This is a genomic window from Rothia sp. HMSC058E10, assembly GCF_001809415.1.
Taxonomy (GTDB): domain Bacteria; phylum Actinomycetota; class Actinomycetes; order Actinomycetales; family Micrococcaceae; genus Rothia; species Rothia dentocariosa.
Genome location: NZ_KV797609.1, coordinates 24,122 through 36,384, shown reverse-complemented (window position 1 = coordinate 36,384; position 12,263 = coordinate 24,122). Strand labels below are relative to the sequence as shown.

Here is a 12,263-nt window from a genome sequence, read left to right as displayed (position 1 = left end):
ACCCGCAGACATGGAATAATCTAATTGTCACCTCTAATATACGAATTTTCTTTGAGGTCATTCCATGGCATACACCGCCGGTTCAGGTCGGACACAGCTTATTGCGGGCCCCGTGTTACGCACCTTAGCTTCTGAGCAGGATGCGAACACGGCTTTTGTTACGCCCGAAAATTCTGGTGACGCCCAAAAGCCCTTACATAAACCCGCACGCAAGACCCCATATATTACAAACCGCGGTCCGCTCTTAGATAGGTGGGGGCGCATCGCCACCGATTTGCGGATTTCGCTGATTGATAAATGTAATCTTCGTTGCATTTATTGCATGCCCGCCGAAGGTCTGGAGTGGCTGCCTAAAAATAATCTACTAACATCCGCTGAAATTGCACGCCTTGCCGACATCGCCATTCGTGAACTTGGAGTCGAAGAAATTCGTTTTACCGGCGGGGAGCCCCTGGTGCGCGCAGACCTCGTCGATATTATCGGGCGAATTCACCGCGAACACCCCACGATTCCGCTGGCGATCACCACCAACGGCATAGGGCTTGAAAAACGTGCGCAGGCGCTCGCCGATGCTGGATTAAGCCGCATCAATGTCTCACTCGACACTATCTGCCCCGAAACCTTCGCCGAGTTGACCCGCCGCGATAAGCTGGGGTCGGTTCTTAAAGGTATTGACGGCGCGGCAGCAGCGGGTCTAAAACCCATCAAAATTAACGCTGTGCTCATGCCCGGTATCAACGACGCTCAGGCTCCCGAACTTCTGCAATGGGCGCTTGACGGCGGCTACCAGCTGCGGTTTATCGAGCAGATGCCGCTAGATGCCGATCACAAATGGACGCGTGAAGGAACGATTACGGCGGCACAGATTCGCACGATGCTCTCCGAACACTTCGTTCTAGGCGCAGTCGCCGAAAAACGCGGCGACTCCCCCGCCCAGCTTTGGGAGGTCTATCCGCTGGGCACCGCCCTCGACGGCACCGGATTCCCGCGCGGAGATACCGCTTCGCTCGGGCGTGTGGGTATTATCGCCTCAGTCACCGAATCATTCTGCGGAGCGTGCACCCGCACCCGCCTGACCGCCGACGGCAAAATCCGTTCCTGCCTCTTCTCGGATTCCGAAACCGACCTGCTCGACCTGCTGCGTTCGGGCGCCAGCGACCGCGAGATTGCCTTGAGGTGGCGCGAAGGTATGTGGTTCAAACCGCGCGCTCACGGCAAAGAAGACGCTGATTTCGATATTGAAGAGTTCGCTCAAGCAAGCCGCTCAATGAGCGCTATCGGAGGTTAAAACGTGCAGATACATTTCTTCGCTGCCGCACGTGCCGCATCCGGCGTTGCCGAGACACAGGTGAGCCTTACAGATTTGGTCGAGCCGACCCTGCGTGCGCTCGTCGAAAAATTGGGTGAGGCGTTTACCGGGAAAACTGCCTCCGGCATGACGCTCGCGCAGGTTATGCACCAGTGTTCGTTCCTGATCGACGGTACCCGTTCCGAACTCGATACTGTGCTCACCGAAAATGTGCGCGTAGACGTTCTGCCGCCCTTTGCTGGCGGGTAAACTCAGACTTATGGGCTGTCGTTCGCTTTTGGCGGTTGCTTCATGTTTTCCACCAGGATGCGCACCACGCTACACTTGCTGCCATCATCCCGGAAGGTCTCACCTCTGTGCACACACCGCATGACCCATTACGTGCGCCGGATAACGGTACACGAACCCAACATCCGGTGACCCGCACCGCCCAGATTCCCGCGTTCTGCGCCATTATTGTGGCGGGCGGTAAATCTTCGCGCCTCAATCACACCCCGAAGGCCGGGCTTTCCAATGGTTCCCAGACCCTTTTGGAACGCGCGCTTGATGCCGCCGGGCAGGCACAGCTGCGCGTAGTCGTAGGCCCCGAAACCTTGCCGGTGCCGTCGGATGCACTGCATACGCGCGAAGACCCTCCCTATTCCGGTCCTGCGGCGGCGCTTCATGCCGGACTCGAAAAACTAGCGGCAGCCTATGCGGCGTGCGAACAAGCCCCTCCCGCGTGGTGCCTTATTTTGGGGGTAGATACCCCGCAGATAGCGCCCGCAGTGCAGAAACTTCTCGCGCACACAGTAGACGCACCGACCGAAACTCTGGGGTACTGGGGCGTAGCGGAGGGAGTCTTCCAACCGCTCATTGGCATCTACCGGTTCGCACCCCTACGCGAAGTCTTTGCAGAGGGCAGCACAAACGCCTCCGTGCGCTCTTTTGTGAAGCGTCTTGCCCCGGTCGCCGTCGAGCTCGATCCCGCGCATACTGCCGACGTCGATACCTGGGAGCAGGCGCACGAACTCGGCTACAGCACCCCACGCTGGCTCGACTACTAATAACCATCAACTTCAGCAGAGGATTCCATGTCTCACCACCACCCACCCGCCGTTTCCTGGCATGAAGCACGCGAACTGCTTCACGCCGCCGCGAGCGCGCTCACCCCAACACTGAGCACCGAGGCTCTCCCCCTGCAGGCGACCATCGGCAGGTATGTGGCGGAAGACCTGACGGCGCGCATGCCTGTGCCGCACTATAGTTCTTCGGCGATGGACGGGTATGCGGTCGCCGGTGCACCGCCTTGGCGTCTCGTATCGCCGGATTACCCCGAGGATGCGCGCACAAACGTTCACCGTCTGGCGGTGCCCATTACCGCTGGGGAGGCAACCCCGATTCTCACGGGTGGGCTTCTGCCCGAGGGGACCGAGGCGATTGTGCGTGAGGAGCATTCCCACCGGTACGAGGGTGCCGGTGCGCTCGGTTCAGGAATTCACTATCTTGACATGGCGGAGGGTTACACGGCCCCGGAACCCGGAACGGATATCCGCTATGCGGGCGCGGAGCTTTCTCCCGGCGCGATTCTAAGCTCTCGCGGCGATCTTATGACGGCGCAGCGCGCGGCATTCTTGGGAGTCAACGGTTTTGACGAGCTTCCCGTGCTTAAGAACGTTCCGGTGCGGTGTGCCTTCACGGGGAACGAGGTTATTACCTTTGGTATGCCCTCTCCCGGCCAGGTTCGGGATGCGTTCGGCGGTTTTCTGGAGGTCTCTCTCGCAGCGGCCGGGTGCGAGGTGCGTCCTTCCGCGCGGCTTGCGGATATCGCCGAAGAATTCCACACCTTTGTGACGACCTCGACGGCACGCATCCTGATTTTTACGGGTGGGTCGAGCACATCCGGGATAGACATGGTGCGGCAGACGCTTACCGATATTGGTGCCGAGTATATTTTCGAGTCGGTGCGGGTGCGACCGGGGCATCCAGCGTTGGCGGCGAAGATTCCCGCCCCCGAAGAGGGCATGAATGCGGGACAAGAGCGTTTGGTGCTGGGCCTTCCCGGTAACCCGTTGGCAGCGTATACGGCGTTATATTCGTATCTTCCCGTAATCCTGGCGGGGCTGCGCGGTCTGCCGATTCCGGCGCTTGATCGGGCCGAACTCGCTACGGATATTCCGCCTCTGCGCAAGCGTTCTCAGCATCGTCTCATGCCGGTGCGGGTTTCTGAAGGTAAGGCGTATCCTCTGGACGCTCTAGCCTCTCATATGCTTTCAGGGCTGGCTCAGGCGACCCACTTTGCTCTCGTGGATGCGACCGGACAGAGGGCGGGCACGCACGCAATTCTCGTGCCTGTTTTCTAGCCCGCACATCGTTCTGCTGTACAGGCCGGATTACCTAAGTACCCCGGAACCCCGCTCAGTAAAAAAACTTGCCGCATGAGGGAAGATATGCCGTACTGTAAACACGGGCTCGCACAGGGTTCTCGGTGCATCCGGGAGGCTGTATAGTGTTGGGAGATTATCTGACACGCGAAAGGACGCGCTATGGCACAGCCCAAACTCGGCGATGTCGCCGCCCGTGCCGGGGTTTCGCCCACGACAGTCTCGCGAGTGTTGAATAACCGCGGCTATTTGAGCCAGAAGACTCGTGACAAGGTTTTTGCGGCTATCCGCGAGCTAGGCTACCGTCCTAATGCCATTGCCCGTTCGCTTCAGGAGCGGCGTTCGCATATTATCGGGCTTATTTTTCCGACCGTGGCGCATCCTTTTTATGGCGAAATGGTGTACCGTTTGGAGTCGCGTTTGGCGAACGCGGGTTACCGGGTGATTCTGTGCAATAGCGATGAGCAACCAGAGCTTGAGCACCGTTATTTAGATATGCTTTTTGCCCACCAGGTGGACGGAATTATTACCGGCTCTCATTCGCAGGCCGTCGCGCAGCTTCCTCAGGTACAGGCGCCGCTGGTGGCTATCGATCGCCCCGAAACCGGCCCTTACCCCAATATTCGTTCCGATAATTATGCGGGGGCACGGCAAGCGACCGAGCATCTGATCGGCACTGGGGCGCGACGTATACTGCACATTACCTCAACTGTCAGCGAACAGAATTTACGGCAGAGAGGTTATGCGGATGCGCTTACCGCCGCCGGGCTATCACCGGATTTTCTGGAGCTTGGGTTTCACGAGTCAGCGGAGCATCAGCGCAACATGCTGTACGAATATCTTGATGCGCATCGCGGCACCCAACCCGTTGAGGCGGTTTTCGCATCGAATGACACCTATGCGTCGCTCGCCTTGGCCTGGGCCCAGAGCCGCCGGATACAGATGCCCGAAGATTTCCAGGTTATAGGTTTTGACGGCACGGATACGGTTCACACGCTTCTGCCCGAACTTGCGAGCGTAGTGCAGCCGATTGATGCTCTTGCCGAGCGTGCCGTTCGGCGCTTAACGGAGGCGATTGCAGCCGAGACCGAGGAAGATGCAGAACCCGCAGATGCTAGGGGCGGTGAGGACGTTCTGCCGGTAACCCTGCGGTTGGGCGGCACGGTGCGACCTGCACGAGATTGAGTGTTGTGCATACGCCGTATCACGTGTCTAATATGCCTAAACGACCGCTCAAGCTTTAAGGGTATTTCCTCTCAAGTACTTCAGATAAAAATACGTGTCTTGAACCCTCGCAACGTTAGAATTGCGAGTGCTCAAGACACGCGGCGATGAATTGGGTACGTTCTATGAGGAGGAGCCGACGAGCTCCCGCATCATGAAATGTCCCTCGTCGTGAGAGTCTTCTTCACGGGCGGATACGCTGTGCTCATCATCCTGAGCGGTTTCAAGATTCATGGGATACAGCATGCCCATATAGGGGTCTCCCGAGGCGAAGGTGCCCATAGGAATGAACCCAAGACGCTCGTACAGAGCCGCACTGCGCGGGGTGGAAGCCTCCAAATATGCGGCGGTACCGTCAAAGCGGTCTATCGCGTGGCGCAGGAGCTCCGTTCCAACCCCAATACCCTGAGCGGTCTTCCGCACCGCAATCGTGTGCAGATACCAGTGCTTAAACTTCGGACGGTACTTGTGCAGTTCACGGTTCTCAGCCATCACATGCCGCATAGTCCGCGGTCCCAAGATCCTCATGAACTTCGCGTTATCTCGAAGCTCTTGTTTGACATCGGTCTGCTGATTTTCGGGAGAAAGCCACAGGGCGGTACCCAAAATCTTTCCGTCGAGATCAACGGCGACGTCTACACATCCGCGAGGCATATAGGTGCCTTCGAGCTGGACTTCAAAACGTGCGCGCAGTTTATCTTCCTGCGGTTTTTCGCCCAAGACCTTGTACATATAGGGGTCGTTCAGGAACGCCTCGGTGAGCGTATCAAGAACCTGCGATACTTCTTCTGGACGAGCTTGGCGGACGGTGTACGGGGTGGTATTCATGATGATCACCTTTCATGTGGTTGGGCAGTGGCTACCGGCTGGGCTGGGGTCTCATCCCCCTCTCAATATCTGCATTTTTATGCAGAAAACACTGACTTATATAACGTTATCTAACTCACCAGAAGCGAACAAGGAGGTACAACACACCTTCGCACAGCCTCGCACCCATTCAATGTAACGCAGAATTCTGCGAAACCATTGTCACCACAACGAAAACGTGGCACCCCATCAGAGATTTTCGTGATAGGGTGCCACACACTTTATGCACCTCTGAGCGTAAATTTATGTCTCGCTCAGTGAGATCTATGCCGAAGTTTTCTCTTTGAGACCAACTTGAAGTAGGTTGTCACCGACAGCAACCGAGGCACCCGGAGTCTGTGCATCACGCACGGCGGTAGTGAGTTTCTTCGCGTTGGTAATGACCAGCGGGGTCACCAGCACATACCCGGCATCCTTGATGGCGGGAATATCGAACTCGGCCAGAACATCACCGCGTTTGACGATATCACCCTTAGCAACCTTGGGGGTAAAGTGCTTGCCGTCCAGCTCGACGGTATCCATACCGATATGCATGAGCAAATCCAGCCCATCTTCGGTGCGCATGCCGTAGGCGTGACCGGTGGGAAATGCCACGGTAATCTTACCGTCGGCGGGTGCCACAAGGGATTTCTGGTCATTTATAAATAGACAAAATACATAGATAAATTAAATATTTTACTTTTCAAGCACAATTAATATCTTGTAATACTATCAAAAATATTGCGCGAAGAACTTATCTTATATAGCTAGGGTTTTAGGTAAGGATATTCCACCTTAGGAGGTACGAGGTACCATGGCTCGCGTAAATCTCAAGAGTTTTACTTTAATCGCTGGATTGTCAGTAGCCTCTATTTTAGGGGGCATGCCGTCTGCTAATGCAGTAACTTACACTCCACCATGGCGCATTTACTCCGACATTACTGAAATCTATAGCGGTCGGGAGCTTCTTGAAGGACCAGATTGGCAACAGATTATAGGTCCTGGCCGTAAAGCATGCGAAGAAAAATACGGAAACATTAATCGATTAGGCGTGTACAATATCACCTTTGATCAGCATGTCGTGACTAACCAAGTAGACAATGTTGGTTTCACCACTAATTTGAGGTGTGAGTATGTGTTCGCAGGAGATGGTTCTGGACACATGTAAGAGTTAGAATACGGATAATAAAGGAGGGTTAATGTATTAGGAAGTTACTTCCTAATACATTAACCCTCCTTGTTTTGGATGTTCCAAATCCAATTCACATGTTTTTGCTACCTTTGCTTTGAGGATGATCGCAGGAGTAAAGTGCTAGCAGCCCAAAAGGAGCCGCCGCAGCCGCCGCGCGGATGTTGTCCACGCCTCCGACATCCTGCAGCACGCGCTCTGCCACTGATTTGTGGTCCACGCTACTCTCCTTTGGATTGGCACCCCGAGGTGCTGTCTGTGTTAAAGGCGGTGAAAAATCACCGTTTTGTGATATGTCAATCGCTTGACATGTTAGTATGCAGTATACCCGATGATAGGAGCCCGGGACCATGAAATCCCAGGCTCCTGCACGATATATTTTTCTACTTATGAAACTTCCTGATGGGTCTAGTTTTTTCGGGCATACTCCAGCGAAAGAACCTTCCCGCCGGTCAGGCGAACGCGGCGTTTCTCACCCTTGAAGAAGGTGCGGGCGCTAAATACCTCTGCACCCAGCGAAGCCGCAAGCTTACCGCCTACGAAGAGTTCGGCGGCCGAGCCATCGACGAGCAGCTCGAACTGGCGGGTCTTAGCACGTTTGAGGGTGCGGCGGCGTAGGCTACCTCCCTCGGTGTAGCGGGTTCCGCCGCGATCCATCTGCACGAAATCCTGATCCAGTACGATACTCAGCGCCACGCCGTGCGTATCCTTAATCTTGATTTTCACGCGCTCATCGGCAACGTTCACGCGACCGCGCAGGCGGAAGACGCGTGCGTCCTTAAGTTCTTTGAGCCTACCTTTCTCGTCTGGCTCAATTGGCTGAAGCGGCATGGCATCGTCAAGCTGAGGCACAGGATGCTGATAGAGCTTACCATCGCGCAAGTGCAGTTCGCGGGGGAAGGTCATCATATGCACCCAGCGTTTCGACCAGGACGGCTGGTCGTCCTGCTCGGCATTGCCGAACCAGGCGATCATCACGGTCTCCTCGTGGGGAGCATCCTGAGCCGCTGAGGTTCCGGTGCCCGAGATAGTCTGCGGGGCGTAGAATTCGAAGCCCGCATCCAGCTCAGTAAAAGGGGTTTCTACCTTGAATTTGAGGGTTTTAGGGCTGAACTCACCCACAATATAACCGCTCTGGTAGATGTTGAGGTACTTCTCCCCCATCGGTTTTAAACCCTGCGGGCTAAAGATGAGCACATCCCGTATCTCGCCGGTGACTTCGTCACGCAGCTGCAGCAGAGAGGGGCACTCGAACATGTAGCATTTCTCAAGCTCTTTAGCCTTGATACCCAGCTCGCCCTTGAATTTCCAGTCGCGGCGATCTTTCGAGGTATACACGACCACGGCACCGGTCTTATCTTTGCGCTGCGCTCCGATGACCATCCACCATTTTCCATCACGCTCAAATACGTGAGGGTCACGATAATGAGCAGTATAACCATCGTGAGGACCAGAAATAAGCGGCGGAAGCTGGCGAACGGGGTTCCCATCCTTCCCAGCGGTGGCAAGAATCTGGTAGACTTCACGCTTATTCTTGGAGTCTTTGACGTTGCCCGTGTAGAAGAACTCGAAACCGCCTTTCACGCGAATACCCGAACCCGAGTAGCATCCGTGGGAGTCGTAGCGGGTATTCGGGACCAGAGCGGTCCCCACGTCTTTCCAATCTACGAGGTTGGTACTCACGGCGTGGCGCCAGTACACTTTGCGTTCGGGGTGAAGTGGCGAGTACTGGTAGAAGGCGTGGTAGTTGTGCCCATCATAGACCAGTCCGTTGGGGTCATTCAGTCTTCCTACCGGAGGCGCTAAATGCAGCGCCGGATAGTCGCGGTCAGATCGAACAGCAGCGCCGAAGGTATCCAGAACGTCTTGTGCCTCAAGGGCTAGGTCTCGTTCGGGGCGTGCTTTCGATGCCTTCTTTGAGGTCTTGGTTTTCTTCGGGCTCATGGTCTCGATCTTTCCAACTCTCAGATATCTGTGCTCTGCTCCCCCGACTGTTGGCAATATACCTCTGAGTGGGGGTTCAAGCGTTATCATACCAGCCCATGAGCGCCCTCCCTAGGGTCGTGTGCCTTTTATCGTCTGATGTACAGGCAGACTCAGCATCGCCACAGCTGGCGTACAGCTTAAAGGTTTCTCCGGGGTTAGATTCCTTCCTGCGTATTGTAAGAACAACACGTTTCGTGTTTAAGGATTAAAAGCCGCTGGGCGGCGCATCCGTAGTGGATGCGCCGCCCAGCGTAATAAGAATCGAGAAGAAATCGATTACTTGAGGGTAACGGTTGCGCCTGCGCCCTCAAGCTGCTCCTTAGCCTTCTCAGCGTCTTCCTTGGAAGCGCCTTCAAGGACGGGCTTGGGTGCGCCGTCAACGAGGTCCTTTGCTTCCTTCAGGCCGAGGGAGGTCAGGGCACGAACTTCCTTGATCACGGCGATCTTCTTGTCGCCAGCGGATTCGAGGATAACGTCGAATTCGGACTTCTCTTCAGCAGCGTCGCCGCCGCCGCCAGCGCCGCCTGCTACAACTGCAACGGGAGCTGCAGCGGTAACGTCGAACTCTTCCTCAAATGCCTTAACGAACTCAGAAACCTCTACGAGGGACAGTTCCTTGAAAGCTGCAATGAGTTCTTCGATGGACAGCTTAGCCATGTGTGGCTCCTTCACTATCAGGTGCGGGTCTTGCCCGCGGTCTGGTTTATTAGTACCCTGCCCGGGCGGGCGGGTTGAAGTTTTGGTGCGTTTTCACGCGGTGAGGTGCGGGGAGCTTATGCTTCCTCCGAAGCCTCCTCGGCTGCAGCGGGGGCTGCGCCTTCCTGCTCTTCCAGCTTGACGCGCAGTGCATCCACGGCCTGGGCAACGCGGGCAATAGCAGCCTTTGCGCCACCGGCAACCTTGGACAGCAGAACCTCGCGAGATTCGAGGTCAGCGTAGCGCTTCACATCGTCCTCGGTCAGGGTTTCACCCTCGTAGTAACCGGTCTTCACGATAAGCTGGGGGTTTGCCTTGGCAAAGTCACGCAGTCCCTTAGCAGCATCAACGAGGTCACCCTTGATGAATGCCAGCGCGGAAGGACCCTGAAGCTGACCCTCAAACGAGTTGATGCCAACTTCCTTTGCTGCAATAGCAGCAAGCGTGTTCTTCACCACGGCGTATTCGGTCTCAGCACCGAGTGCGCGGCGCAGCTCCTTGAGCTGTGCCACCGTGAGACCGCGGTATTCGGTCAGGATGACTGCGTTCGAGGCTTCGAAGAGTTCCCTCAGCTCGGATACTGCAGCGATCTTTTCCTGAGTCGCCATGGTAGTTCCTTCTTCCGATTCTTGTAAGGTCGCCGAATAAGTGCAGTGTTTGAGGCAATAAAAAATGCCCCGACGCGCAGACGTACGAGGCAGACAGCATGGAAATGCATCCACGTAGGATGAAACTGTCACATCGGGCACCTGCGCGGGCGGCGATTTCCCGACAGGAAATCTGCTCTTATCAGAGATTATGCTGCATTTCATGACGGTAAAATACCGAAATTTGCACAGCATACAGCCCTAGACCGGCGGTCTTTGGTCTAATCATCATGACAGGTTAAATCGGCAAAAGCAAGTTAAACCCTATTGCCCGGGTGCAGTCCGTTGCCGCCTCTGTAAGAATCACCTGACTATCTATGTGAGAGCCACGTAGGCACAGGAGAGGCTTATACCTTTTGGAGTTTACGCTCTACATCTAGGACGTGTTCGTGTGCTTGGTCCACGGATAGAGGTTTAACCCCTATTTGGTCCCAGCGTTTGAGCATCGACTCAAAGAGTCTGCCCTGTTCCTTTCCCTGAGGCTCTTCAAAATACCCAATCACAGGGGTATCTTCAGAAAGGTGAAGCATCTTCTTATCAGCTCCCTGCAAAACCGACACGTTACCTTCACGGACCTCATTCATATCAGCAATAAAAGCTTTGAGGCGGTTGCGGAACTCTGCGCTGGGGGCAGCCAAGAATGAGAAAGCGCTGCTGAGTTCAGTGTAGTTTTCTCCTAGTACCGCCAAGTCAACAGTTGCAGAATCCCCAAGAATATCTATTTTTGGCTTCTTCTGAAGATATTGGTCGATAATAACTGAATTTTCATATTCTTCACGAACGATACCGCGCACACGAGTAAGGTTTTGCGCACGAGCCTCATGTGAACGATCAATTATCCGCCGATATAGGTCATCTGCAATAGCTTGTGCAGAAATACCAGCAGCTGGACGAGCCGGGTCAATCTGAAGAATACCGTGCCCCTGCCTGCGAGCGCGTTCCACGAACCCGCTCACGGTCGAAGTGGGGTCCAAATCCGACTGAGTCGCTGATCTTAACTTCAGATCTTCCTTCAAACCGTTGAGAGAGGCCAGAAATTCTTTGCGTGGTCCGCCGATATTCGGAATATCGGAAACCTTGGTCACGAACCTGCTTGCAGAATCAGTGTTCTGTTCATCGGCGACGATCACACCGACACCGACCGTATCGGGGCGCACGGCGTCGGGAACATACCGAACAGTCCAGTAGCGATACAGCATCAGTCTTTCTCTCCTCCTCTCAGTGGCTCGTCTGATTCATGTGGTGCGTGAGACGTTCTATCGTGTAGCCTTTTCGCCCCAGCACATAGCGAAGTATTTCGTCCATACCTTGCTTTGACTGATTCCATTCAGACGGAATCATGTCAATAATATGATGTAGGTCTGAATATTCTAACGCGTCCACCGCGTTGATGGCTGCCTGCCAGTTATCTTTTTTGATATGCCCCGGGATTGCAGGTATTTCGGTCCTTCCAGCTAACTGATGAAAACTGATAAGTTGACGTCCTGGCGGCTCCTGTGAATCGAACCAGTAGCCGTGGTCAAAAGAAAATATCTGGAAATCATTCTCCTGCTTATACAACACCTGTATATCCACGGCATTGCAAAGATACCAGAGAGCAACCAGCCTAGGAATACGTTCTTGGTTACCGTCACGGTTCAAATGATCCAGAGTATCCTTCTCTTGTGCAGTCTGAACCACACGCGATCCAAAAAGCGGTGCATCCGATATTTCCTTACCCTCAAATGATGTCCCCGCAAATTCTTCAGGATTGACTATTGCCCACTCACACACGGGAGCACCAATAGCTCGACCAACTTCGGCAGAAACGATTTCATTCACCACCGTATCCTCGTTGATACTTAGCTCAAAACTTTTGCACCAGTATTCCTGCTCATCATCGCATCTGCAAAGCACTGGACGTTCCCCCGTATTCGCCATGCGAATCAGATACCGCATTGTTACTCGGTGGGGCAACGTGGCATCGGAGATCATCTTCTAGAATCCTCAAACTATATACAAGT

Annotated in this window: 14 protein-coding genes; 6 read left to right on the top strand and 8 right to left on the bottom strand. The window is 54.7% G+C overall.

The window, feature by feature from the left end; translation table 11 throughout:
* Positions 1–64: 64 nt before the first annotated feature.
* The 5 genes from moaA to HMPREF2609_RS00595 all read left to right on the top strand — a co-directional run bounded on the left by moaA (position 65) and on the right by HMPREF2609_RS00595 (position 4,857).
* The gene (moaA, locus tag HMPREF2609_RS00615; RefSeq protein ID WP_070534480.1) at positions 65–1,288 is read left to right on the top strand and encodes a GTP 3',8-cyclase MoaA; all 1,224 of its coding nucleotides are present in this window, start codon (positions 65–67) and stop codon (positions 1,286–1,288) included.
* A 3-nt stretch (positions 1,289–1,291) separates the two neighbouring features.
* A complete protein-coding gene (locus HMPREF2609_RS00610; RefSeq protein WP_048751142.1) occupies positions 1,292–1,558 on the top strand; it encodes a MoaD/ThiS family protein in 267 nt (88 codons plus the stop codon).
* 107 nt (positions 1,559–1,665) lie between these two features.
* Positions 1,666–2,355 carry a molybdenum cofactor guanylyltransferase gene (locus HMPREF2609_RS00605; RefSeq protein ID WP_246825524.1) on the top strand — a complete coding sequence of 230 codons (690 nt, stop codon included), beginning with the start codon at positions 1,666–1,668 and terminating at the stop codon, positions 2,353–2,355.
* Positions 2,356–2,382: 27 nt separating this feature from the next.
* On the top strand, positions 2,383–3,651 hold the full coding sequence (locus HMPREF2609_RS00600) for a molybdopterin molybdotransferase MoeA (RefSeq protein WP_070534478.1): 1,269 nt from the start codon (positions 2,383–2,385) through the stop codon (positions 3,649–3,651).
* Positions 3,652–3,834: 183 nt separating this feature from the next.
* Positions 3,835–4,857 (top strand): LacI family DNA-binding transcriptional regulator, encoded by a 1,023-nt coding sequence (locus HMPREF2609_RS00595; RefSeq protein WP_070534477.1) that lies wholly within the window; start codon positions 3,835–3,837, stop codon positions 4,855–4,857.
* Positions 4,858–5,019: 162 nt separating this feature from the next.
* Here the strand turns inward: HMPREF2609_RS00595 and HMPREF2609_RS00590 are convergent, their stop codons facing one another.
* Both HMPREF2609_RS00590 and HMPREF2609_RS00585 read right to left on the bottom strand, forming a co-directional pair.
* Positions 5,020–5,724 carry a GNAT family N-acetyltransferase gene (locus tag HMPREF2609_RS00590; RefSeq protein WP_070534476.1) on the bottom strand — a complete coding sequence of 235 codons (705 nt, stop codon included), beginning with the start codon at positions 5,722–5,724 and terminating at the stop codon, positions 5,020–5,022.
* 303 nt (positions 5,725–6,027) lie between these two features.
* Entirely contained in the window at positions 6,028–6,405 is a 378-nt protein-coding gene (locus tag HMPREF2609_RS00585; protein ID WP_256387750.1) for a PTS sugar transporter subunit IIA, read from the bottom strand.
* Positions 6,406–6,556: 151 nt separating this feature from the next.
* Between HMPREF2609_RS00585 and HMPREF2609_RS00580 the strand changes: the two genes are divergently transcribed.
* Entirely contained in the window at positions 6,557–6,910 is a 354-nt protein-coding gene (locus tag HMPREF2609_RS00580; RefSeq protein ID WP_070534474.1) for a hypothetical protein, read from the top strand.
* A gap of 94 nt (positions 6,911–7,004) precedes the next feature.
* Here the strand turns inward: HMPREF2609_RS00580 and HMPREF2609_RS10850 are convergent, their stop codons facing one another.
* The 6 genes from HMPREF2609_RS10850 to HMPREF2609_RS00555 all read right to left on the bottom strand — a co-directional run bounded on the left by HMPREF2609_RS10850 (position 7,005) and on the right by HMPREF2609_RS00555 (position 12,234).
* Positions 7,005–7,151: a hypothetical protein gene (locus HMPREF2609_RS10850; RefSeq protein WP_160311320.1), complete on the bottom strand. Its 147-nt coding sequence runs from the start codon at positions 7,149–7,151 to the stop codon at positions 7,005–7,007.
* A gap of 188 nt (positions 7,152–7,339) precedes the next feature.
* Positions 7,340–8,875, bottom strand: coding sequence for a glycoside hydrolase family 32 protein (locus HMPREF2609_RS00575; RefSeq protein WP_070534473.1), 1,536 nt, complete (start codon positions 8,873–8,875; stop codon positions 7,340–7,342).
* A gap of 318 nt (positions 8,876–9,193) precedes the next feature.
* Complete coding sequence (gene rplL, locus HMPREF2609_RS00570; RefSeq protein WP_070534472.1) at positions 9,194–9,574, bottom strand: 50S ribosomal protein L7/L12; 381 nt, start codon at positions 9,572–9,574, stop codon at positions 9,194–9,196.
* Positions 9,575–9,690: 116 nt separating this feature from the next.
* Positions 9,691–10,221: a 50S ribosomal protein L10 gene (rplJ, locus tag HMPREF2609_RS00565; RefSeq protein ID WP_070534471.1), complete on the bottom strand. Its 531-nt coding sequence runs from the start codon at positions 10,219–10,221 to the stop codon at positions 9,691–9,693.
* A gap of 386 nt (positions 10,222–10,607) precedes the next feature.
* On the bottom strand, positions 10,608–11,459 hold the full coding sequence (locus HMPREF2609_RS00560; protein WP_048751136.1) for a hypothetical protein: 852 nt from the start codon (positions 11,457–11,459) through the stop codon (positions 10,608–10,610).
* Positions 11,460–11,478: 19 nt separating this feature from the next.
* Positions 11,479–12,234: a HipA family kinase gene (locus tag HMPREF2609_RS00555; RefSeq protein WP_048751135.1), complete on the bottom strand. Its 756-nt coding sequence runs from the start codon at positions 12,232–12,234 to the stop codon at positions 11,479–11,481.
* Between the last annotated feature and the right edge of the window lie 29 nt (positions 12,235–12,263).